20 protein-coding genes are annotated in these 23,662 nt (G+C 46.5%); 12 read left to right on the top strand and 8 right to left on the bottom strand.

Going from position 1 to position 23,662, the window contains the following annotated elements; genetic code table 11:
- Positions 1 to 596: 596 nt before the first annotated feature.
- From ACXIT9_RS06350 to ACXIT9_RS06340, 3 genes are all read left to right on the top strand, one after another.
- Positions 597 to 1,649, top strand: coding sequence for a hypothetical protein (locus ACXIT9_RS06350; RefSeq protein WP_458055386.1), 1,053 nt, complete (start codon positions 597 to 599; stop codon positions 1,647 to 1,649).
- Between the two features lie 147 nt (positions 1,650 to 1,796).
- Complete coding sequence (locus ACXIT9_RS06345) at positions 1,797 to 2,648, top strand: pirin family protein (RefSeq protein WP_458055385.1); 852 nt, start codon at positions 1,797 to 1,799, stop codon at positions 2,646 to 2,648.
- A gap of 336 nt (positions 2,649 to 2,984) precedes the next feature.
- Positions 2,985 to 4,340, top strand: coding sequence for a GntP family permease (locus tag ACXIT9_RS06340; protein WP_458055384.1), 1,356 nt, complete (start codon positions 2,985 to 2,987; stop codon positions 4,338 to 4,340).
- 12 nt (positions 4,341 to 4,352) lie between these two features.
- On the opposite strand, the gene ACXIT9_RS06335 is transcribed toward ACXIT9_RS06340, so the two are convergent.
- From ACXIT9_RS06335 to ACXIT9_RS06310, 6 genes are all read right to left on the bottom strand, one after another.
- The gene (locus tag ACXIT9_RS06335) at positions 4,353 to 5,141 is read right to left on the bottom strand and encodes a Rossmann-like and DUF2520 domain-containing protein (RefSeq protein WP_458055383.1); all 789 of its coding nucleotides are present in this window, start codon (positions 5,139 to 5,141) and stop codon (positions 4,353 to 4,355) included.
- A gap of 75 nt (positions 5,142 to 5,216) precedes the next feature.
- Positions 5,217 to 7,745 carry a cytochrome c biogenesis protein CcsA gene (gene ccsA / locus ACXIT9_RS06330; protein ID WP_458055382.1) on the bottom strand — a complete coding sequence of 843 codons (2,529 nt, stop codon included), beginning with the start codon at positions 7,743 to 7,745 and terminating at the stop codon, positions 5,217 to 5,219.
- 26 nt (positions 7,746 to 7,771) lie between these two features.
- Positions 7,772 to 8,188 carry a cytochrome c maturation protein CcmE domain-containing protein gene (locus ACXIT9_RS06325; RefSeq protein ID WP_458055381.1) on the bottom strand — a complete coding sequence of 139 codons (417 nt, stop codon included), beginning with the start codon at positions 8,186 to 8,188 and terminating at the stop codon, positions 7,772 to 7,774.
- 37 nt (positions 8,189 to 8,225) lie between these two features.
- Entirely contained in the window at positions 8,226 to 8,474 is a 249-nt protein-coding gene (locus ACXIT9_RS06320) for a CcmD family protein (protein WP_458055380.1), read from the bottom strand.
- Positions 8,471 to 9,151: a cytochrome c biogenesis protein CcsA gene (gene ccsA / locus ACXIT9_RS06315; protein WP_458055379.1), complete on the bottom strand. Its 681-nt coding sequence runs from the start codon at positions 9,149 to 9,151 to the stop codon at positions 8,471 to 8,473. The genes ACXIT9_RS06320 and ccsA (ACXIT9_RS06315) overlap by 4 nt, the downstream gene beginning before the upstream one ends.
- Positions 9,152 to 9,310: 159 nt before the next feature.
- A complete protein-coding gene (locus tag ACXIT9_RS06310) occupies positions 9,311 to 9,976 on the bottom strand; it encodes a heme exporter protein CcmB (RefSeq protein WP_458055378.1) in 666 nt (221 codons plus the stop codon).
- Between the two features lie 143 nt (positions 9,977 to 10,119).
- Here ACXIT9_RS06310 and ACXIT9_RS06305 point away from each other — a divergent pair, with 143 nt between their 5' ends.
- From ACXIT9_RS06305 to ACXIT9_RS06270, 8 genes are all read left to right on the top strand, one after another.
- Positions 10,120 to 10,536, top strand: coding sequence for an RrF2 family transcriptional regulator (locus ACXIT9_RS06305; RefSeq protein WP_009055790.1), 417 nt, complete (start codon positions 10,120 to 10,122; stop codon positions 10,534 to 10,536).
- 74 nt (positions 10,537 to 10,610) lie between these two features.
- On the top strand, positions 10,611 to 10,886 hold the full coding sequence (locus ACXIT9_RS06300) for a DUF2061 domain-containing protein (protein ID WP_458055377.1): 276 nt from the start codon (positions 10,611 to 10,613) through the stop codon (positions 10,884 to 10,886).
- Positions 10,861 to 11,565 (top strand): phosphoadenylyl-sulfate reductase, encoded by a 705-nt coding sequence (locus ACXIT9_RS06295; protein ID WP_458055376.1) that lies wholly within the window; start codon positions 10,861 to 10,863, stop codon positions 11,563 to 11,565. The genes ACXIT9_RS06300 and ACXIT9_RS06295 overlap by 26 nt, the downstream gene beginning before the upstream one ends.
- 6 nt (positions 11,566 to 11,571) lie before the next feature.
- Positions 11,572 to 12,471 (top strand): sulfate adenylyltransferase subunit CysD, encoded by a 900-nt coding sequence (cysD, locus tag ACXIT9_RS06290; protein ID WP_458055375.1) that lies wholly within the window; start codon positions 11,572 to 11,574, stop codon positions 12,469 to 12,471.
- A gap of 15 nt (positions 12,472 to 12,486) precedes the next feature.
- A complete protein-coding gene (locus tag ACXIT9_RS06285) occupies positions 12,487 to 13,746 on the top strand; it encodes a sulfate adenylyltransferase subunit 1 (protein WP_458055374.1) in 1,260 nt (419 codons plus the stop codon).
- Between the two features lie 79 nt (positions 13,747 to 13,825).
- The gene (locus ACXIT9_RS06280) at positions 13,826 to 15,907 is read left to right on the top strand and encodes a nitrite reductase (RefSeq protein ID WP_458055373.1); all 2,082 of its coding nucleotides are present in this window, start codon (positions 13,826 to 13,828) and stop codon (positions 15,905 to 15,907) included.
- Positions 15,904 to 16,704, top strand: coding sequence for a uroporphyrinogen-III C-methyltransferase (gene cobA, locus ACXIT9_RS06275; RefSeq protein ID WP_458055372.1), 801 nt, complete (start codon positions 15,904 to 15,906; stop codon positions 16,702 to 16,704). The genes ACXIT9_RS06280 and cobA overlap by 4 nt, the downstream gene beginning before the upstream one ends.
- Entirely contained in the window at positions 16,701 to 17,276 is a 576-nt protein-coding gene (locus tag ACXIT9_RS06270; protein WP_458055371.1) for a precorrin-2 dehydrogenase/sirohydrochlorin ferrochelatase family protein, read from the top strand. The genes cobA and ACXIT9_RS06270 overlap by 4 nt, the downstream gene beginning before the upstream one ends.
- Positions 17,277 to 17,410: 134 nt before the next feature.
- Here ACXIT9_RS06270 and ACXIT9_RS06265 read toward each other — a convergent pair whose 3' ends face one another.
- Together ACXIT9_RS06265 and ACXIT9_RS06260 are read right to left on the bottom strand one after the other, a co-directional pair.
- The gene (locus ACXIT9_RS06265) at positions 17,411 to 18,964 is read right to left on the bottom strand and encodes a hypothetical protein (protein WP_458055370.1); all 1,554 of its coding nucleotides are present in this window, start codon (positions 18,962 to 18,964) and stop codon (positions 17,411 to 17,413) included.
- A 289-nt stretch (positions 18,965 to 19,253) separates the two neighbouring features.
- Positions 19,254 to 22,550: a TonB-dependent receptor domain-containing protein gene (locus ACXIT9_RS06260; RefSeq protein WP_458055369.1), complete on the bottom strand. Its 3,297-nt coding sequence runs from the start codon at positions 22,548 to 22,550 to the stop codon at positions 19,254 to 19,256.
- 347 nt (positions 22,551 to 22,897) lie between these two features.
- On the opposite strand from ACXIT9_RS06260, the gene ACXIT9_RS06255 reads away from it, so the two are divergent.
- Positions 22,898 to 23,608 (top strand): lysoplasmalogenase, encoded by a 711-nt coding sequence (locus tag ACXIT9_RS06255; protein ID WP_458055368.1) that lies wholly within the window; start codon positions 22,898 to 22,900, stop codon positions 23,606 to 23,608.
- The last annotated feature ends 54 nt before the right edge of the window (positions 23,609 to 23,662 follow it).

The raw sequence follows: 23,662 nt of genomic DNA, 5'->3' as shown, positions 1-23,662 counted from the left end.
GGTTTCAAGGCCTTTCTTCAGCTGGATTCCACCACTATAAATGTGGGGCATCCTTAAAAAATGGGCCAGCTTAGATTTAGATTAGCTTGGTGTTTGGAAATCCAACTTAGAAGATTTACTGGTATATAATAGTGATAACTACTTGATTTAAAACGGCGTCCTCCAAGGGTAAAACAAGATTTTTCACTCTACATACCCTCAAAAAAATATATCTTTACTTTCGTATTCTCATAAACACCTTTCGCATATATTTAAATGTATTTTAAAAAAAACTGTTTTATTTTGATCTGTATTTTTTTTTACTCAGATTTATAAGAACAAACATTTTAAAAATGAAAAAACTATTTTTAATCCTCGCCTTCTTGCCTTTAATAAGTAGTCCTTCTACGACTGCGTGTGACGGTACCACAGTAGTTGTAAATTGCTACGACGCCGAAAATTTTGGTGAAACGGGTGTTTTATACGGTAGAGTTTGTGATAATACCAAATGCGCTAGAGCTTACTTCGACCTAATCGATGGAGAAGGTAGATGCTCCTATTGTAATGAGAATGAAGTAGAACTTTAGTAGATGATGTTTTACCCAACTGTTAACCAGATGAACCGAATAGCCCGCTATTTCTTGGCTGTCTGCCTGTTGTGTTTTTTCTGTATGGGCTGTGGGACTTCTGACGAAGAAAAGCAGGTCCAAGATTTGGAATTTATTCCCTTAGCAGGCACCGCACTTCCCACCGCTTTATTAGGAGTACCTCGGATTCAGCGTTTTGGAGAACGCATCATCGCACTGGCGAGAACAGATAGCGATTTATTCAGTGTGATCGATCCTCTTACAGGCGAAATTCTGTTTCGGTATGGTCAGGTAGATCTTCACCCAGAACACTATTCCTTTCCCCGCTTCATCGCGAACTCGACCGCCGAAAACCCCTTTTTTTATGTTTATGATGCCGATCAAGCGAAAAGAATGCGTTACTCCTCCTTCGCTGACAGCTTGCATCTGGAAGAGGTCGAAAAATTACCTCTCATAGGCAATTATCAAGTCAAAGCCCTTATTTACCAAGACGATGACTGGCTCTTATTCATGCCCGAACGAGGGGCTCTTTTCGTTAGTTACGATAAAAAACAGCAGCGCAGCCATGAGGTGCCTCTTCATCCCCTTCCTAAGCATGGGCTTATGGAAAAAAATAAATGGATCGCCTATCAAGCGGTGTTTGGCGTACATGCCGAGAAGAAAATCGTTGCGGTAAGTCCTTACCTGTTCGGCGAATTGATGCTGTACGATTTTTCGGGGCAGTTAATCCGCAGTGTTACCTTCGACTCCAGTAACCACGATGCCTTGGAGATGCAAGCGGAAAATATTACCCGGACGGACCTGAAGAAAATGGCCTATGACCTAGACGTAACACCCGATTCTATTTTTCTTTTACTTGAAGATGCGACCTTTAACGAGCAGCGCGCGGGTATAACCAAAGCTTCCAAAATTCTACACTTTGATTGGGAAGGTCGGATTTTAGGAGCCTACCAAGCGGATCGACACTTGCTTTCCTTTGTTTACAGTGCCGCGCATGAACATTTTTTTGCGAGCAGTATGGAAGTGGAAGACGAAACCTTGATCTCCTATCCCATTAGCCTCACTCCTTCCCCCTCGCCTTAAGCCATGCTATCGGAGACTAGCCCCTAATAGTTCGGCTTTCCTGTTCTGCTCAAACGCTTCCATTACGTGGTAAAAAAGACAGAAAGAACCTTACTGGGGAACTAATCGAAAGGCCTTCTTGTATTCTATGTATATACATTAATAGACATGGAAGCAAAAAAAATCAAAACCATACACGCGGGACATTTTCATCACATCGCAGATTTAGAGACGACCACTCCCCTTCCGAATCGTGGGCTGGAGCATCTAGATCCTTTTTTATTCCTTAACCATCACGGCTCACAATTCTACCCTCCTAACAACCAAGGCCTACCCTTTGGCCCTCATCCACATCGTGGGATGGAAACGCTCACCTTTATTATCGAAGGAGATATCAAGCATCGCGACTCCCATGGACATGAGTCCACCATAGCGGAAGGCGGTATTCAGTGGATGTGTGCAGGCAGTGGCTTGTTACATGAAGAAGTCAGCTCCGAGAAGTTTAAAAGAGAAGGAGGCCAACTGGAGATTTTACAGCTTTGGTTGAATCTCCCTGCTAAAAAGAAGATGACTGCACCGGCATATTCAGGTCTTCAAAAGGAGGACATTCCTGTCTACGAACAGGAAGGTGTTCGTGCTCAGGTGCTCTTCGGATCACTGGGGGATGTAAAGGGTCCTTTAGAACCTAATTTCCCACTTACCTTTTACACGCTTTATCTGGAAGAGGGTGCAGAAATACGTCTTCCGGTAGAGCAAGAGGAGCAAGTTTTCCTTTATCCTGTTCAGGGTACCCTACAGCTAAACGATACAGTGGTAAAAGCCAAGCAGCTACCCGAGTTTCATATGGGTGCGGGAGAAATCCACCTCCACGCCAAAGAAAAGTCTATAGTTCTTTTCGGGCGGGCGAAACCCTTCCAAGAGCCTATCGTCATGCAGGGTCCTTTTGTAATGAACAGCATGCGTGAAATACAGGAAGCGTATATGGACTATCAAAACGGACGCTTCGGACGCTGGTCTTAAACGGAAAGCCATTATTTTTAATTAAAAATAAGCTCCTGCTGAAAGCGCTATTTCTTCTTTTAGAAATAGCGCTTTTTCAAAGAGAAACTAACATACACGGTAAGCGTACGAATTAAAAAAGAAGAGGAAAAAATAAAGCCTCTTCTCGATGTTTTTACTGAAAAAGTCACTTAATCACCCTGATATAAAGGTAGGCAAAATCGTGCATTGAAAAAATACCTGATTTCGGGTATTTTTCATTTGTTCCTCCTCTTAAATGAATGCATTTTCCTGCTTTCTTACAAAAGGGCTAGAAAAAGGGACTTCACACCCTTAAGAAATGCGTATCTTGCTCGTATGATCCTTCTTCACCTCTTAATCGCTGTGTTCTGGATTATCGGCGCCACCGCCTACTGGAAAATCCATCCGCTACCCGCCTTGCTCGCGGCCAGTCTTTATGTTGGGTGGAGTACCGGGTTTTCTCTTCTTGAGACACTTTCCCTCTTCGGAACAGGTTTTGGCCAATTAATCGGCCAGATCGGTTTAATGCTCATCGCGGGCTGTATATTAGGCTACCTATTAGAAAAAAGTGGCGCTGCCACACGCATCGCCTACAGCTTGCTCATGGGGATAGGAAAAAGATTTCCTGCCTGGAGTACGGCAGCCATGGGTACCTTAGTAGGCGTGCCTGTTTTTTGTGATTCCGGTTTCATTCTCTTACAGCCACTTAGTAAACATTTAGCGAAGCTCACCCGCATGGCCGCCATCACCTTTAGTCTGTGCTTAGCTAGCGGGCTATACCTCGCCCATATCCTACTTCCGCCTACCCCTGGACCCTTAGCATTAGCCGGCATCTTTACTATCGAAAACCAACTTGGCCTCTTGCTTTTCCTTGGGCTGCTCCTCCTTTTGCCTACCTTAAGTGTGAGTGTACTTTGGGCGCTACGCTTTAAAAATTCACCTATTGATCATGCCGATATAGACGCTGCTGATGTTGCACTACCGGAAAAAGTTGCGCCAAAACCCCTTCCCACGCTTTTTTGGTCGGCAGCCGCTTTAGGTCTTCCACTACTGTGCATAGCGCTTGGTAATATGCATCATCAGCTGACAGAAGGCCCCGCAAGGGAGCTGCTGCACGTGCTGGGACAGCCGCTGATAGCCATGAGCTTGGGTATCGGTTTAGGCGCCTGGCGGCTCAAAGGGCCCGGTAAAAAAAATCTTTTGCCGCAGGCCCTGGAAGAGGGAATCCGCATCGCCGGACCGATCTTAATCCTCACCGGTGCTGGTGCAGGCTTTGGTGCCCTACTCCAAAAAATAGGGCTTCAGGACCTCCTGGCGCAACTAGACTGGGAGGTCACCAGCATCTACTGCTGGCTGCTCATCGCCTTTGGGCTAAGTGCTTTTTTAAAAACCGCTCAAGGGTCCAGCACCTCAGCTATGGTCATCGGAGGATCACTACTCGTTAGTATTCTTCCCTTAGAAATGCAAAGCCCGCTACAGGCAAGCCTTTTTGTGCTAGCCATCGGTGCCGGCGCCATGTGTATTTCACATGCGAACGACTCCTATTTCTGGATCGTAAAGAGCTTAACGGGCATGGATATGCGACAGGCGCTCCTGCGTTACAGCCTGATGACCTTACTTCTAGGCCTTAGCTGCCTGGCAAGCCTACTTGTTCTTACGTCCTTACTTGATTTTTTGGGAAAAATCACCTGACCTGAAGCCAGCTTATTTGTCCGGCCTGGCCTGTTCTTGGATGCGCGCAGACATCTCTTGGTATAGGGCTAGGAGTTCCGGAAAGCGCTGGCGAAGAAAGGCCTCGTGTCGATCGAGCGTAGCCTCGTCTCTTCTGCGTGCGGGGCCCGTTTGGGATCGCTGGGGACCTAGCGCAAAAGCCTTCGCTACCGTTTCCTCCACTAATGGCTGCAAGAGGGAAAGTTCTAGTTCCTCTTCTTTTAGGATCTCTTCGGCGATATGCCACAGGTGATTCGTAAAATTAGCTGCAAAAACGGCTGCCAAATGAACGAAAGTCCTTTCCTTCGAACCCAAGACCTGCACTTGTGTGCTGAGGCTGGCCGCTAGCTTTTTAAGACGACGCAGAATCAGGGGCGAATCAGCTTCTATCAAAAGCGGTATCTCCCGGAAATCTAAGGCACGCCCTTTCGTAAAGCTTTGGAGTGGATAGAGAATACCCACTTCATCAGCAGAGGAAGCATACAGCACATCCAAGGGCACAGTCCCTGAGGTATGCAGTAAAATAGCGCCCTCTGGCAGGATCAGCTCTTCACAGCAGAGGAGGATCGCATCATCGGAAACGGCTAAAATAAACCAGTCGGCATCACTGTCACTAAAGTCTAGATGATCCTGATATTCCGCCAGGTACAGGTTTTCCAAGACAGCGCGTGCCTTTTTTGGGCTTCGCCCAAAGACTTCTAAGACCTGATGCCCTGCCTCCTCCAGCGCCTGTCCGAGTTGCCAAGCCACATTACCAGTACCGATGATGCTTATTTTTTCCATAACGGATATACGTGTATGCTAAAAGAGAAAAAAGGCCAAAATCACAGTGATTTTGGCCTGTATGAAAGAGGGCGGCTACTCCAGCCCCTTATCACGCATTTTCTTAAACTCATCAAAGCGTCTAAAAATTGCTACCGTGAAGCCGATAAGCATGATGATCGTTCCCGCCCAGAGAATGTTTATATGTGGCTTTACCATGGCCTTTAACACCACATAATCTTTTTGGTACCGGTTCACCTTAAAAAGGAATTTATTTTCCTCAGGAAGGATATTGTCGATCTCGATTTTTACGCCCAGCTCTGGATCGGTGAAAGGCACACGACCGACTTGGTTGCCCCGAATGATAAACACAGGTTCCAGGCGCTTTTCTACATCGAAGTCCTGGACCACGATGCTGGCTTTGACCGCTAGGTCACCGTCTTCTAATCGGATGCCATTAATTTCTTCTAGCACCTCCACACCTTCAAACTGTGTGACGAAATCCGAGATAAAGAACTGATCTCCTGGGGCGACTTCGAAGTACTCATCATCTCGCCATTCCGGATCATCGAAATCATTTATGACCGATACGAAGGTGTACAAGTCCCGGCTGAGGTAACGACGGGAATCGGGTGAAGAAATCAGTCCCATCGACTCATTATACTGCGCCATCGGGTACAGCGTAAACTGACGCACTTCTTCCTGATAGTAATCGATACGGAAATAATCATTTTCTTCCAGAACGATAGGAACCAGGTCTCCTTTTCGGTAGTAAATCCGTCCTTTTTGCTCGAGATCAGTCAGCGCGATGGCCTCATTCACGCGCTCTGTAGGTTGTAGCTTATTTATATTTACCAGCTCAGGCATGCCTTTTACCTTTTTATGCCTGCCTCGGTATACCGCTGTATAATCCTTAATAGCTGTGGGCTTGTTGATAAAGAGCAACACATGCTCCCGATTGATTTCATCTTCGAAGCTATTGCTGTAGGTCAGGCCGGATAAGTTAAAAGAGATGACCTCAGAATAGCCGGAAGAAAACATGGTGCCAATCAGAATCATTCCTAGTCCGATATGGGCGAGAGAGCCTCCAGCCAGTTTAAACGTCTTCTTTTTCACTAGTTGGAAGAGAATCGTCGCGTTCGCGGTGATCGTAAAAGTAGAAGCGAGAACTAGGATGATATACTTGATATCATAGACCTTACCCAGCACGATAATGGCTGCAGAGAGTACTAGGGAGGCGATGTACGGGGTCACCAAGGCATTTTTTAAGGTATCCCGATCGATTTTCTTCCACCAGAAGAACTGTCCTATAGCGGTCAGAAGGGCCAGCGCCACGGCAAACCAAAGTTGAAACTTGGTATAAAAACCTACTTGATCGGCCGGTGGAGCCATATTCGAGATCCCTCCAAAAGATTCCACTAGGGCATTCCATACGGGAATAGAGGTAGGCAAAATCACTTGGAAAGCCATCAGGCCGAGTGTGGTTGCTCCGACGAAAACCCAAAATTCCCGGGAATAGACAGAGGCTTCTTTCTCGGAAGTAGGAATATGTTTCCAGGAGCGCACCGCGAGGAAGACCGCTGCGAAAAGGAAGAAGAACATGTAGATCATCAGCTGCCCGGAAAGCCCTAGGTCGGTGAAAGAGTGCACCGAAGAGTCTCCAAGAACACCACTTCGTACGAGGAATGTCGCATAGAGTACCAGAATAAAAGTAGCAATCACCAGCACGATAGAGGTTTTTAATGCTGTGCTGCTTTTTTTGTAGGTAATCATGGTGTGGATGGAGGCCACTAGGATCAACCAAGGCACGTATACGGCATTTTCTACAGGATCCCAGTTCCAATAGCCGCCGAAGTTAAGGGTAACATAAGCCCAGTAGGCACCCATGATAATCCCCATTCCTAGAACCATGGCAGAAAAGATCGCCCAGGGTAAAGCGGGGCGAATCCACTCCGTGTAGCGCTTGTAGGCCAAACCTGCTAAAAGAAAGGCAAAAGGCACTAAGGTACTGGCATAGCCGAGGAAGAGTGTGGGGGGATGAATGACCATCCAGATATTCTGAAGCAGCGGGTTTAGTCCAGTTCCATCCTCTGGAATGAAATCAGGGTTTATCTGGAATACCGGAGCGTTCACTGCGTCACGCAGGAGGATAAAAGGAGAGCTGCCGATTTTTAGATCACCGATGACTACCCCTAAAATCATAGAGACCAGGAACGCTTGCACGAGTGCAAAGACCACCATGACAGGAGCCTCCCAGCGCTTGTTTGTGTAAATAAGGAAAAATCCTAAGACTACATTCCAAATGATCCATAGGATAAAAGCCCCTTCCTGGCCTTCCCAGAAGCTGGACACCATGTAGTGCACGGGGAGCGCTTTAGAAGAGTGCGAGTAAGCGTAGAAATATTCGAATCTGTGGTTGTAGATTATTTCGAATAGCGCGAAAGCTGTAAAGAAGCTAGCAAAGGCATGTACGTAAAAACTAGCCCGGCTGAAACGTTTCCAGGTGGCTTGTTCTTCGCCCATGGTCCTGCCATACATAAAATAAGCATAAGCGGTAACGATCGCAGAAATAAAAGCGATGATTACCGACAGATGTCCGGCATTACCAATAAAGGTATTTAGCATGATAATTCGAGAATTTAAAGCGGCACTTACATGCCGGCGGTGTTAACTTCATTTTCCTGATACTTGGACGGGCATTTCATCAGAATTTTATCTGCCACGAAGAGTTCAGGATTTCGGTAGGAACCGATAACGACTACCTGCTCCGAGCGTTGGAAGTCTGCTGGTACCGGTTGATTATAGAAAACACGCTGTTCTGTCCCGTCATTGTCTACCATCATAAAATAAAAGGAGGTTTTTCCTTCACTCACTTCGATCCCTTCTACCTGTCCTGCCGTCGATTTTTTCAGTTCTCCCACTACGTGGATGGCTTTATCTTCTCCCCGTTCGAGCATCGCACGTGCAGTGGTAAAGCTTTCATACGTACTGGCATCGCCCAGCATGGAAACGATTATCACGATCGCAATCGCGATAATCCCTAGCCCAACAATGTGTCCTTTTTTCATGGTATTTAGACTTAATTTTATTCGTTTACGTGGTTCTTTACTTTAGGTTTTTCAGCTGCTGCTCGAGCTGGCGTACCTTACGATCTGTGGCGACGGTGTACATGATCATGCCGATGAAGATGATGAGGATAATGCCGACTAAAACATATATTTTACCCTCTGAACGCATCAGATCGGCCATTTCTACCCGGGAATTGGCATAATCTTCCGCGGTAATTTCGATTTTCTCCTGTGCTTTACTAGCAAATGTGAGGAGAAACAACAGACAAGTCAGCGCTATTCTCATGAGATTTGATTGATTAATTTTTCTTCTACAGCGCGCTCTACACGGCGCATACGTATGCGGACACTTGCCATCCAGGCACCCAGTAGAGTCCAGCCGATGATCGCAGGATAGAACACCACGCGAAGATTACTATCCAAGTCGTAGGCGTTAAAACCGGGATTACCTCCATTACCAGGATGCAGGCTATCGGTCAGACGCGGCAGTACAAAAATAAGGGGAATAAAAGCCGCAAAAGCAAAAATATTATAGATAGCTCCGATGCGTGCGCGCTGCTGGAGATCAGGTAACGCATTACGCAGCACCATGTATGCAAAGTACATAAGGATCCCGATCGCAGAAGCATTTTGCTTCGGATCGCCACTCCAGTAATCTCCCCAAGTGAATTTGGCCCACAGCATCCCCGTAGCGATCCCCAGTACTCCGAAGAGGAGCGCTGCGTTTGTGTATTCACTTGCGGCATCATCATACGCTAGTTGCTGCGTGCGTAGGTAACGAACACTGTTTACCACAGCAACGATAAGCAGTAAAATCATTCCAAACCACATGGTCACATGGAAATGGAGGGCGCGAATCGTCTCGTTTAGGATCGGTAGACGGGGCGCATCCATGAGCATTCCAGCCACGATCGTGTACAGCAAGAGTCCGACCGCCAGGATTTTCCACCAAGAATTTCGCATCGTAATCTTTTAATTGTCAAGTGCAAAAATACGTGATAAGTTCCGCTTTCTGGTGATATTTCGTACAAATCTGATAGGGGAAAGATGTTCTCTGACTCCTATCATAGGAAAACCTGTTGGGTGTCTTGTTACTTAAATGCTGGGCCAACAGTGATTCCATTAACTACGCCATAGATAGGGAAATAAAATATAGGCAGTAGCAGCTACGATGGCATTTAAGGCTAAAAGCGTCAGCAGTTTATCCACGCTGACAGAAAAGTCCAAGCCATCCACTGCATGCTTCGATACCCGAATACACATTAAAAGAATAGGTAGCACAACAGGAAAACTTAAAATCGCCATAAGCGTGGCATTGCTACCGGCCTTTGCGGCGATAGCCGACACCATCGTGAGCGCAAAAGCCAAGCCACTAGCGCCAAGGAGTAGATTGAGCAAAAACAAACCCTGATCCTGCACTGGATTTCCTAAAATAAGGCCAAACACCAGGTAGCCGAGAAGGGCTAAGAGAACAGTCAATAGCGCATTGTAGGCCATTTTAGCTAAAATAAGTGCGCCGGGAGCCACGGTCATGTAATAATAATAATGTAATCCCTTCGGTTCACCCATAAAGCTTTTTGCTACAGCCGACAAAGCAGAAAAAAGCATAATCACCCAGTAGAGCGCATTCCAGGTCGGCGGGTTTAAATTGCCCTGCTGGGCGCCCACACTGAGGTAGGTCACGAAAACTGCCGACACGACATATAAGATGATTCCGTTAAGTGCGTATTTTAGGCGCCATTCCGACTTCAGCTCCTTGGTGACCAGAACCAAGATTTCTTTTCCCATGTCCGTAAAAATAAGGTAATTTTTTTATAACTTAATCCTAATATTTTGAAACTATGTAAATACGGATTCGTATTAGCATTATTCCGATTTTATGAGTCGGGATGAAATGTTACATACCCGTATATTAACCATCATCTATTCACATGTTATCCAAAAAAACCAAATATGCTTTCCATGCCTTAACCTATTTAGGGAAAAACAGGGAAAACAAAACCGTTCTCATCCAAGAGATCGCCAGCACCTACGGCATCTCCCATAAATTTTTAGAAAACATCCTGCTTGAGTTAAAAAAAGCAGGGATGCTCGGCAGCAAAAAAGGAAAAGGAGGCGGTTATTACTTGATTAAACAGCCGAAAGACATCCCCCTGTCTAAGGTAATTCGACTCCTCGATGGACCCATCGCACTGCTTCCCTGCGTGAGCTTAAATTACTACGAACCTTGCGAAGAATGCCGCTGTGAGGTGAGTTGTGGCCTAAATCGGGTAATGGCGCAAGTGCGTGACGAAATGCTTAATGTCTTGGAAAACAAGTCTTTAGCAGATATTTTAGAAAAAGAATAATCTTTTTCCGCCTATTCCCTACAAAACTTATAGGATTTATATACATTTGTAAAATCGAATCCTTTATTTCCATTATGCTATTAGATCAACCGCTAAAAAAATGGTTCACAAATGCGCAGGGTAGTGATTCTGCGCTTAAGAGCATGCTCAAGTCGATTTCATGGAGAATCGTGGGCACCCTGGACACCATGGTCATCGCTTACTTTATCACAGGCCAGCTGACCATGGCCGTTTCGATCGGGTCTATAGAGGTATTCAGTAAAATTATTTTGTACTATTTCCACGAGCGCGCTTGGGAAAAGGTCACTACTACGAAAAAGGAATATGAACGAAGTGAAGAACTTGTCTGATTTACGGCAGCAATTGGCGACCTTAGATGCAGCCGCTGGCCTAAGTTACTTAGCGAAAACTTTTCCTGGAGGCATCACCTTTAGCAGCTCCCTGGGAAAGGAAGACCAGGTCATTACGCACCTGATAGCCGAAAACCAGCTACCGATCTCTATTTTCAGCCTAGATACTGGCAGACTTTTTCCAGAAACGCTGGATTTGCTCGCGAGGACAAGCTCCCGCTATAACCTTACCTTAGAGGTCATCTACCCGCCTCAGGAGCCATTAGAACGCTGGGTACGGACGAACGGTATAAATGGATTCTACGAAAGCATCGAAAAGCGAAAGGGCTGTTGCGCCCTGCGCAAAGTGGAAGGCTTAAAACGGGGGCTCGCAGGCAAGCAGGTCTGGATCACCGGCTTGCGTGCTGAACAAAGTGAAAACCGTGCCTCCATGCCTCTGCTGGAATGGGATCCGAAATTTCACCTGTATAAGTATAATCCCCTTCTTCACTGGAGCGCTGAAGAGATCGACTCCTTTATCAAGGCAGAAGGCATCCCCTATAACCCCCTTCATGACCAGGGTTACCCTAGCATCGGATGTGCCCCCTGTACACGGGCCGTTCAGCCGGGAGAAGATAGCCGCGCCGGCCGCTGGTGGTGGGAAAATTCCAAAAAAGAATGTGGATTACATGTAAAATAATTTGCTATGCAACAGACGACATTAATCGATCATAAAGAAGCTGCTTCAATTCATATTTTACGAGAAGTAGCGGCGCAGTTTGAGCGTCCTGTCCTGCTCTTTTCAGGGGGGAAAGACTCCATTACCTTGGTGCGCTTAGCGCAAAAAGCCTTTTACCCGGCCAAGATTCCTTTCCCTTTACTGCATATTGATACGGGGCATAATTTTCCAGAAACGATCGCCTTTCGGGATCAGCTGGTAGAAGAACTTGGGCTGACCCTCATCGTTCGCCATGTTCAGGATGCCATCGACCAGGGCCTGGTCAAAGAAGAGAAAGGACGCTATGCCAGCCGCAACAGCCTTCAGACCATTACGCTTTTAGAGGCCATCGAAGAGTTTAAATTTGATGCCTGCATCGGAGGGGCACGTCGGGACGAGGAGAAAGCGCGAGCGAAAGAGCGCGTCTTTTCTGTGCGCGATGATTTCGGTCAGTGGGATGAAAAAAACCAGCGGCCAGAGCTTTTCGACATGCTCAATGGCTGCATCGACCAAGGTCAGAATGTGCGCGCATTCCCAATTTCAGACTGGACTGAATTAGACGTCTGGGAATATATTCGGCGCGAAAGTATCGCCATCCCTAGCATTTACTTTGCGCATCAGCGCGAGGTCTTCTTCCGCGATGGCTTGGTGTGGACTGCTAACGAACATGTTTACCGGGAATCACATGAACAGGTCGAAACGCACTGGGTGCGCTTCCGGACGGTAGGCGACATGACGTGTACGGCGGCTGTGCTTTCGGAGGCCAAGACCTTAGAAGATGTCGTGGCTGAAATACGCAGCTCTACGCTTTCGGAGCGAGGCGCCCGTATCGATGATAAGCGCTCCGAGGCGGCCATGGAAACTAGGAAAAAGGCAGGCTATTTTTAACAGACGACAACAGACATGCAAGAGGTAAAAAAATTAATCACCATCGCCACGGCTGGGTCAGTAGACGATGGCAAAAGTACCCTAATCGGGCGCTTACTTTATGAGACGAATTCCCTGCCCACAGATAAGCTGGAAGCCATCGAGCGGTCCAGCAAGCAGAAGGGCTACGACTATCTGGACTTCTCGCTAGCTACCGATGGCCTGATCGCAGAAAGAGAACAAGGGATTACCATCGATGTGGCGCATATATATTTCAATACCGAGCGAACGAATTACATCATCGCAGATACCCCGGGCCATGTGGAGTATACCCGAAATATGGTTACGGGAGCTTCCAAAGCGCAGGTAGCCATCATCCTGATCGATGCCCGAAAAGGGGTTTTAGAGCAGACCTACCGGCATTTCTTTATCAGCGACTTGCTCCAGATGCGTCACGTTATCATAGCCATAAATAAGATGGATTTAGTCGCTTATGATGAGGAGGTATTCGAGCGTATTCGTGGCGAAATGGAGGCCTTGGTGGCCAAAAGTAATTTTTCGCCTGAGCAGGTACATTACTTACCTGTGTCGGCTCTACAGGGAGACAACATCACGGTACGCTCAGAACGCATGCCTTGGTACCAAGGAAATGCCCTTTTGCCGCATTTGGAAGTGCTAGAAGAAGCTGAGCTGCAGCAAAGCGGCACAGAAGCCCGCTTTCCCGTCCAATATGTCATACGTCCGAAAACGGCTAGCCATCCTGATTTCCGTGGCTTTGCTGGAACCGTTTATGGGGGAACCTTTTCTGTGGGCCAGGAAATATGTGTACTCCCTTCCTTAAAAACCTCCCGTATCGTCGCCATCCATCAGTACACTACACAAGTACAAACTGCCGAAGCGGGCATGGCTCCTGTACTGGTTTTAGCAGATGACATCGATATAAGTAGAGGAGATATGATCGTCCCCTTACAGGATCGGCCGCAGTCGGTAAAAGAAGTGAGCGCTACCATTTGCCAGCTCAATAGTCAGCCCTTACGTGTGGGGCAGCGCCTAGTGCTGCAGCATGGCGTAAATCGCGTACATGCTAAAGTCACAGAGATAGAAGGTCGTATCCCCACCGATTTCGGTCCTTCGGAAGCCGCGGACACACTCGCCTTAAATGAAATCGGACAGGTTCGTTTTAAGTTGAGCAAGCCCATCCATGTAGATGCATTCACGCACAACCGCCATACGGGCAGCTTTATTTTAATCGACGAACAGGGACATGATACCCTGAGCGTCGGCTTCGTACAGTAAGCCGCCACTAATGAAGCATTCCCTTCCTGAGCAGAAAGGGAATTTGCTCACATTTATTACCCTACACACCACATAGACAATGCAGAGTTTTAGAACAGAATTAGAAAATCCGATAGTAGAGCAGGATATCATCGAGCTCGAACGAAAAATACGCCTTTACAAAGAGGGCAAATTAGACGAAGAAAAATTTCGCAGCTTGCGGCTAGCGCGTGGTGTGTATGGCCAGCGCCAGCCAGGGGTGCAGATGGTAAGGATTAAATTGCCCTACGGGCAAGTGACACCGAAACAACTCGAGCGCATCGCTTCTGTTTCGGATCGCTACTCCACTGGAAAGCTGCACATTACGACCCGACAGGACATTCAGATTCATCATGTGGCGCTAGAGCGTACGCCCGAGTTATGGGAAGAGCTAGAGCGTGACCAAATCACGATTCGTGAGGCCTGCGGCAATACAGTGCGTAACATTACCGCCTCAGAGCGTGCAGGAGTGGATCCAGAAGAGGCTTTCGATGTAAGTCCCTATTCGGAGGCGATGTTTCAGCACTTCCTGCGCAACCCTATCTGCCAGGAAATGGGCAGAAAGATCAAAATTGCTTTTTCCTCTTCTGCACAGGATACAGCACTGGCCTATTTGCATGACTTGGGTTTTATCGCGCGTTTACAGGAGGGGCAGCGTGGCTTTACGGTTTTACTGGCTGGGGGTCTGGGTTCTCAGCCTAGAAAAGCGGATAAGATAGCAGAGTTTATGCCCGCGGATGAAATTTTACCTTTTTCAGAGGCCGTGTTACGGGTATTTGATCGCTATGGAGAGCGCGCGAAGCGGATGAAGGCGCGGCTAAAGTTTCTCGTGGCGGACCTGGGGCTGGAGGCTTTCTTAGCCTTAGTAGAAGAAGAAAGACAGGCACTACCCGAGCAGCGTATTCCAATACCCGTGGGAGCTCCTGTCGAACTGCCAGTTCCGGTCCCCGTTGAGTCGGTACAGATTCCTGCAGACCAAGAAGGGGCTTTTGCGCTTTGGCGCAGCCTAAATGTGCTGCCGCAAAAACAGGCGCATTACGTAAGCGTGGGGATAAAAGTTCGTTTGGGAGATTTCAGCAGTGACGAAGCGCGGGCCATCAGCCAGCTCCTTTCTGCCTATCCGACAGCAGATATGCGCTTCACTCTGCGTCAGAATCTCCTCATCCGACATATTCCCGAGGGACGTCTGAAGGAACTTTATCTGGGGCTGGCCAGAATCAGTTTTGCGGAACCGGGTTATGAGGGGCTTAGTGACATCACTGCCTGCCCAGGAACAGATACCTGTAACCTAGGCATAGCCTCCTCCACTGGGGCAGCTCGTGTCCTAGAAAATGTCATCGCAGATGAGTTTCCTGACTTTCTGGGAAATAAAGCCATTAGCATAAAAATTTCAGGTTGCATGAACGCTTGCGGCCAGCATAATATGGCCGCTATCGGCTTTCAGGGCATGTCGATAAAGGTGGGCAAAGCCGTTTTGCCTGCTCTTCAAGTTCTTTTAGGTGGCCATAATGCAGGAAATGGAGAGGCGCGATTTGCGGACAAGGTCATCAAGATTCCGAGCAAGCGGGGGCCGGAAGCACTTCGATGGCTATTGCGTGATTACGAAGAGAATGCCTATCCCACGCCTTTCCACGTGTATTATGAAGAGAAGGGAGATCGCTATTTTTACGATTTGCTGAAACCTTTAAGCGGCACGGAAGAGGTACAGGAGAGTGACTTTATCGATTGGGGCCACGAAAATCCCTACGTAAAGGCGATCGGAGTGGGCGAATGTGCGGGAGTGGTCATCGACCTGATCAGCACCCTGCTCTTAGAAGCAGACGAAAAGCTGGCTTCTGGCCTAGAGGCACTCGCTGCTGCGCGCTGGGGGGACAGTCAGTATTACAGCTATGCGGCCGCCGTATTGGCTGCGAAGGCCATTCTTTTACAGGAAGGCAAGCAGGAAAATAATTATGCTGCGTTAATTCGAACTTTTGAGGAAACGTTTATTGCCTCCGGCAAAATACCAGGCATTTCCTTAACGGCTATCGTGGAAGGCTTTAAGCGCGTCCCCAGTGCAGAAGGCGCCAAGCAGCTGGCCACGCAAGCAGAGGCATTTATCGCAGCGATACGTACACATAGAGAAGAGGAGGTGCAAGGATGAAAAACGGAAATCAAGTGATAAAACCTCAGGTCACCCTTTTAGGGGCAGGGCCTGGAGATCCTGAGTTGATGACGCTAAAGGGGATTTTGGCATTAAATAAGGCGGACGTCGTGCTTTACGATGCGCTGGTGGATCCTTCTCTTTTAGCCCATGCCCCTCAAACGGCGATCAAGCGCTTTGTAGGAAAGCGTGCGGGGCAGGCGTCCAGCAGTCGACAGGAAGACATCCAGGCGCTTTGTGTGGAGATGGCCTTAGCCCATGGGCATGTGGTGCGTCTAAAAGGCGGGGATCCATTCGTTTTCGGAAGAGGGCATGAGGAATGGGAGTATATCCAAGCTGCGGGTATCGCGGTGCGTTATATTCCCGGCATCAGCTCAGCCATAGCAGTACCTGGGCTGGCAGGGATACCTGTGACGAAGCGGGGAGAGAGTGAAAGCTTTTGGGTCATTACCGCTACGAAAAGCGATGCTTCGCTTTCGCGGGACATCGCACTCGCAGTTCATTCTACAGCAACGGTGGTTATTTTAATGGGCATGCGTAAAATCGACAAAATCGCTGCCCATTACCGTGCTGCGGGATCTCCAGACCTACCTGCAGCGGTACTCATTTCAGGCAGTACGGCTTGCAGTCAAGTACATGCTGGGTCCATAGTAGAGCTCGCAGCTAAATTTAGCGATTCCTCAGCCAGGGAACAGGCAGGTCCTGGCATCATCTTGATAGGAGAGGTGGCGAAACATGCTGCCGTTCAGCAGGCTGCTGCCTTACGTTTCCAATCCTTACTACCGCAGGCCGTATGAATCCCTTATATCCTATCTTCGTAAAGGCCTCAGAAGTGCCTATCTTGCTGGTGGGTGCCGGATTTGTCGGCACAGAAAAAATCGGCTTCCTTTTAAAATCAAGTCCACGGGCCAAGGTCACCGTCGTAGCTCCCTTCATCCGCGAGGAGTTCCGAGAGACGATAGCGGCTTATCCGGAGGCGCAGCTGCACATCGAGGAGCGTCACTTTCGGGAAAGTGACTTGAGCGGCCATGTCATCGTTATCGCTGCCACGGATGATGTCGCCCTTAACCAACATATCGCAGCCCTAACCCGCGCCGCAGAAAAGTTGGTAAATGTAGCCGATACCCCGCCGCTTTGTGACTTTTATTTGGGCGGCATCGTCACTAAAGGCCATGTAAAAGTGGCCATCAGCACGAATGGTAAATCGCCGACCACTGCCAAGCGACTGCGCCAGCTTTTGGAAGAAATTTTACCTGATGAATTGGATGAACTGGTGCTGCACCTGGACCAGTACAGGAAACAGTTGAAGGGGGATTTCGAGGCGAAGGTACAAGCCTTAAATGAGCATACGAAGAGCCTGATAAAATAGGGGGTTATAGCACATTTCGATTCGTCTTTTCCTCCATTTGCGCTTCCGCGCAAAGAAAAAGTAGCCCCCGATCTGTTTTCCAGCTATCGGGGGCTTGCTTGTAGGTCTTCTACTCGAAAGGAGCCGACACAGCCTTATGGACAAGCACCTGCTTGCAGGATCACCTCTGCTGTGGAGCGCACGGGTAAGCTTCGGTAAATAATAACCTCAGGTGCAGCATAGCGCGTGGGCTGTTCAATTTCGTAGATCAACTGAATACGAATTTCATCAGGCGCAATATTTCGTGCTATTTGCTCTGCATCGGCCGCCAAATTTCCTGTCTCGATGATCCCTTCAAAGTCAAAAAGATCGAAAGGAAATTCGGCTTCCTCTGTTTTATCTGGTCCTAGGTTAAACCTGGCACTTTTTAAACGCATACCCAGCGTGGATGCTTCACGCTGCAAGAAAGCTATTGGCTTAGCGAAGCGTAAAGATGATTGGAAGGTAAGCTGACAATTGCCCTCAACTATACGGCGCTCATAAACCGTTTCAGTAAGTAGTTCTGGCATGGTTTGAAAAGCGAAAACACCCCATGGAACCGTCGAAAGGGGTTTATAACTGCTTCCATTTGCTTGAAATCCATTATTCGAAAGTGACAGCGTAAAACCACTTTGGGGCTGAAAATCGAGAGGCGAGATGGAAAACCGAAATAAATCGCGCATGTAGAGCGTATGGCTGCCTGAAACTGAAAGTGGAGTACCTATGTACCCTTGAAAGTTTTCATGTAATGCGGCCAGCTGCTGCATAAAAACGTCGGCTGAAGAGCTCGCTTGGATGGAAGAGCCGGCCAAAGCAAAGCCCTCTTGACTGAAACGCTCTCGCATGGAAGCAATGCTGGCTGTATGAATTTGGTTCGAAGAGAAAAAAGGATTTACTAAAGTAGGATGAGTACTTATGGGCTGAAACCTACTTGACCAAACAAAGTCGCCAAAAGGTTCTGAATCTAGAGTAGTAGCATCCATAGACCATATAAAAACAGTTAGTTGATCCTTCCAGTTTAATGGAGCGTTATCGTAGCTACTTAAGTTAAAATCTACAGATCCCCAGCCGCCTGTAACTTGTACACCCGTGATGGCAGAAAGACTTAAATCTGGATTAGCTGTATCCAAGAACGGCCCTTTCTCTGAAAAGTCATTAAAACTCAGAAAACTTTTTGGAGTTTCAGGCGAGTTTAAAGATAGCCCTACGCGAACCACTCCGGATGCGCCAAGCTCGCTGGTATAAAAAAGAACACGAAGCCTCCCTTGATACTTGTTGTACAAGGCATAAAACGGTATCGGTACTGGGTTATTCTGCGTACCAAAATCACGCGCAACAAGGACCCAACCGTCTTCCGGGTACATATCTTTATTTACCGTGTTGAGTGGATTACCCTGCTCAAAAAAAGGACTTGTTGTACGCACTTGAATAACATTTTGATCCGGTGTAGCTGGCCGAATAAAAAGATCCAAGTTGCCTGTAGCAGTCCAATCCCAGGAAGGGTCAGAATTTGGATCATCTACCTCCAGAATTCTAGCTCCAAAAGACTGTACCTCGACGGTTTCGAAATCAATGGTATGGACATCTTTTTCATTTTCTTGAACTATTTCATCGATTTGACCACAACCAAATAACAGGAACAAAGTAAGAATAAAATAGAAGTTTCTCATGATCTGTTTTTATTTAATTAATACTTAAATATAGTTACATTATGGTGCATATCCAAATTGATTTATAATAAGTAACAGAAGCATAACATAGAAAAATCGGTAGGGATAAAAAGTAAGCTACATCCCGAATCCTCCAGTCTTCTAATTTCAGAAAATGCGTTCTCTTTCTTAGAGTCGGAATCGGTATAGAGCAGCAGATGTGCCGCTAAGATTCATATAAAAAATAAGAGCAAAAACCAAAAAAGGCCTCCAAAACTGGAAGCCTTTTAAGCATGTAGGGTTGATTAGATTAATTGAATAAGTAACGAACGCCAAGCTGCATATTCCACACGTTACCAAAAGCTGTTGATTGACGGAATGTCTCATTAATGAGCTCAGTAGTACCAGGGTTCGCTTGTACTCTAAATACCGGCTCTCCTGCATCATTGGTTCCGCGATATTGTAACGGATTACGCTGCCATTCAATTTGTGGAACACCCCAATTCGGATTCAGCATATTGTTAAAGTTCATAATATCGATACGAAGCTCTAAGCGGTTTTTCTTATCGTTTGTAACATCAATTCTTTGTGCAAAAGAAAGGTCAAAACGATGTACCCATGGACGAAGTCCGGCATTTCTGTCCACGATAGTACCACGAGCTCTACTCAACACGGGATCCTGATCGATGAAAGCGTCAAAAATTTGAGCCTGCATTTCAGGAGTATATACAATACCGCCTAAAGTAAACTGTTGGAAATTAAGGTCAGAGGCTTGCTCAGGAACGAAAAGTAATCTATTCTGAGCATCACCAATATTCAGTCTATTATTAAGGCCAGCACCATTTGCCATTGTGTAGCTCCAACGACCTGCATTACCACCATCGTAAACAAGGGAGATAGTTGTATTGTCGATGTTGTAGTTAAGCGTAGAGATGATACGGTGAGGTTGATCGAAGTTAGCAAAGCTCAGTTCAGGAGCATTTCTATCTTGCTTTACCACGGATGGCCATAAGGACTGAGCCTGTGAACCACCTGTAGCATCGATATCACGTGCTCTGGATAAAGTATAAGCTGCAAACACACTCAAACCGTTAGAGAAGTCTTTTGCTAAGCTCACAGTACCCGAGATATAATCAGGTAAAACCTGTGAATTCGTTAGGAAGAACACTTGACGGAAGAAGTCGTCGCCAGAAGGACCAAACAGACCTGGCTGAGGAGTCCAAATAGGACGCTGATCCGGACCATTCCATACTGCATCTGGCTCACGGATAATAATGTTCTGTGCTACAGGAGCTGTCACATCACGTGAGTAGATAAAGTCCACGGATCCGATGATTCCGAAAGGAAGACGCATATCTGCAGCAAGTGTGGTTCTCCAAGTCTGCGGTAAACGGAAGTTACGATCAGTAAGGTTAAGCTCTGTACCTAAGGTCTGGGAAGGATTTTCAGGTAGGTAAGCGGTAACATCTGGGGTAAAAATAATATTATTATCAATTACCTCTTGCCCTTCAAAACCTAAGATACCCCTCACTACACCTGAACCATTAACCTGATTCGATAACCATACGAATGGCAGACGACCAGAGAAGACACCCGTTCCTCCACGAAGTACAAGGCTTCTATCTCCTTTCACATCATAGTTAAACCCAAATCTTGGAGAGAATAATGGATTCACAGTTGGGAACGTAGTTACATCAGGTACTAAAGTACCACCGTTTGGAAGGTTAAATTCCCGATTTAGGTTATCCAATAATTCATTTCTAGGCAAAGTAGTTGGATAGAAAGGAAGATCTACACGTAGACCACCTGTTAATTTCAGGCGAGGATTAACTTGAAACTCGTCTTGTACATAAAAACCTAGCTGTCCGAAACGCGTGGCATCAGTAGGAGGCGTTAAAGATCCGTCCAAGGCAAAGCTTCTAGCGAAAGCATCAGGGAAAACGGTAGGATCTTGATCTAAAACAGCTGCCTTGAAACGATCAAAACCAATAAATCTGTAGTGCGTGTTAAATACTGGATTAAAGGCATTATCGAAAGTCATGAACTCAAAGTTACCCCCTACGGTCACAGTGTGTTTACCTTGGAAGTAGGTAAAATTATTCGTAATATTCAGTACACTATTCTCTAACAAGTTACCCACTGAAAACAATTCATTACCCATAGACATGAAGTAAAGTAGCTGTCCAGACTCATCTGGCTCTAGTACTTCAATGAATGGAAATTCTTGACCTCCCGGAATACCACGACGTGGATCAGCAATGGACGTATAACCGATGTTTAATTGGTTCGCCATATTATTACCGATTCGTGTATTTAATTCAGCCGCGATAGACTCTACTAGGCGATCGTTTGTGTAGTTGGCATTACGGAAGTTAATGGCTTCTACGCCTGTACGGCTCGTTCCACCAATAACAGACATGTTACGGGTAGAGTTACCATTCGTCGCGATATCCTGGAAGGAATTAAATCGATTGTAACGAACCCAAAGTTTATTATTGCTATTAATATTATAATCTAAACGGATGTTTAAGCGCGTCTGCTCAGAACCGAAAGGATAAGAATCAGGGTCACCTGCATCATACCCGAAGTTATCTAATAATCGCTGACGTACCATATTAGCTTCTTCAATACGTACGCGAGAGATAAATAAACCATCAGGAGTTTCTCCCGGACGGGCAGCTCTTCTAAGAATAGAAGGACGAAGCTCTTCTTCTTGCTCATAGTTCACAAAGAAGAATAGTTTGTTTTTGATAATTGGCCCCCCCAAACGGAAACCCATAATTTCATTTCTTGCCTCATTTTGTGGCAGGAACTGATCTCCTAGACGTGTACCACGCATTTGATCATTTCTCAAGAAATAATAAGCAGAACCTCTGAAGGTGTTATCGCCTGAACGCGTAACTGCGTTTACACCAGCACCAGTAAAACCACCCTGTCTTACATCATAAGGAGCTAGGTTCACTTGGATTTCCTCGATAGCATCGATAGAGATCGGGCTACCACCAGCGAACTGGCCTGTTCCAAGTCCAAAGTTATTGTTGTAGATCGAACCATCCAATGTGAAGTTATTGAATCGAGAGCTTGTCCCTGCGAAAGAGTTTCCGTTAGACTGTGGCGTTAGACGCGTTAGGTCGTTCACACTACGGTTTACTGTAGGAAGCTGATTTAAACGCTCATTATCTAAGTTGATACCAGAACCTGTTCTATCCGCGTCAAAGAGTGATCCTTTACCGGCTGTTACCTCTACTGCTTCTAACGTGATGCCATCATCTAAAACAGCATTAATCACATAATTTTGACCAAGGCCAAGAACGATATTATCGTATACCTTGTCCTCAAAGCCAATATAGCTTATCGTTACTGTGTAAGGTCCCCCTACACGAACGTTAGGAAGGATCCAACGTCCATCCAAATTTGTTACAGCGCCATAACGGGTACCAGAAGGATTGTGGATCGCGACCACATTTGCTCCCGGTAAGAAATCACCCGTGTCATCTGCAACAGAACCCTGCATGTTAGCAGTCGTCACACCTTGCGAGAATGCTACTCCCGTCACGAAGACGAGCATTAACATCGCAAAAAGACTCTTTAGTAATGATTGCCTCATAATAATTGTTTTTTGTGGAAAATATTTGTCTTTGGTTTAATGTACTTTTCCGGCTACAAATGTACAGGACTTCCGCAAGCATTTATTTTAGGAATTGTTAAGTTTTAACGTTTATTCACATAGAGGCTTAACATTAACTTAACATTAGAGCCGAAGCTTCCTTTGCCTTATCCTCGAAATCGACCGATTCTACCCTGAAATGAAACGCTTATCGAAACAGAAGGAAAACTTCATTTGGCTATACCTTGTTATGTTAAGATATTATTACCTGAATGTTATGCAGATTTTAGTGTGAAAATCACTATAAAAAAGCAGTTTAAAAGCCCAAAAAAGCATTATATTTGGTCATGGACAAAAAACGCCTTCTTCCACTCTATCTCTTTTTAATCGCAGCCCTTTTAGATGTCTATTTTACCGCCTCGGGCCTATTGAGCTACCGGTATTTTTCGAAACCCCTGATCATCACATGCCTACTTTTTTTCTTCTACACGCAGAGTGTCGTCATTTCCGGCAGCATCCTACGTAAAAGTATGGTAGCCGCTCTGGCTTTTTCTCTTATCGGAGATATACTTCTGCTCTTCCCCTCCCTCTTCCTCTATGGCCTAGGCGCATTCCTCATGGCACATGTCAGCTACATCGCTGCCTTTAAAATCGGACAGAAAAAGGCCTTTTCCATAGAAAACATCAATTTTTTCAACCTTTTTCTGTACAATCTCCCCATTTACATCGGGGCTGCCATCGTCTACTTTCTTATCTCTGCCGGCCTAAACGAGCTGCGCATTCCCGTCATCATCTATCTTATCGTCATCGTAACGATGGCCACCACCGCGCGCGAGCGCTTTAAAAAAACCAATGCCGCTAGTTTCTGGCAAACTTTTATCGGAGCAATCCTCTTCATGCTTTCAGATGCACTACTCGCACTCAACTTGTTTTTTCGTCCATTTGAAGAGGCTGGCGTCCTGGTGATGGGCACCTATGCCATCGCACAGCTTTTAATCGTCATGGGGATGCGAGAACACTTTATGTATATGCTGCATGAACTTGACTCCAAAGGCTAATAGCGCGCACTAAACGAATCTAAACGTTTCACTTTGGGCTTTACTCCCTCGAAT

The sequence above is a fragment of the Nitritalea sp. genome (assembly GCF_054166705.1).
The sequence above is the reverse complement of the archived record's forward strand: the minus strand, read 5'-3'. Positions and strand labels throughout refer to the sequence as shown.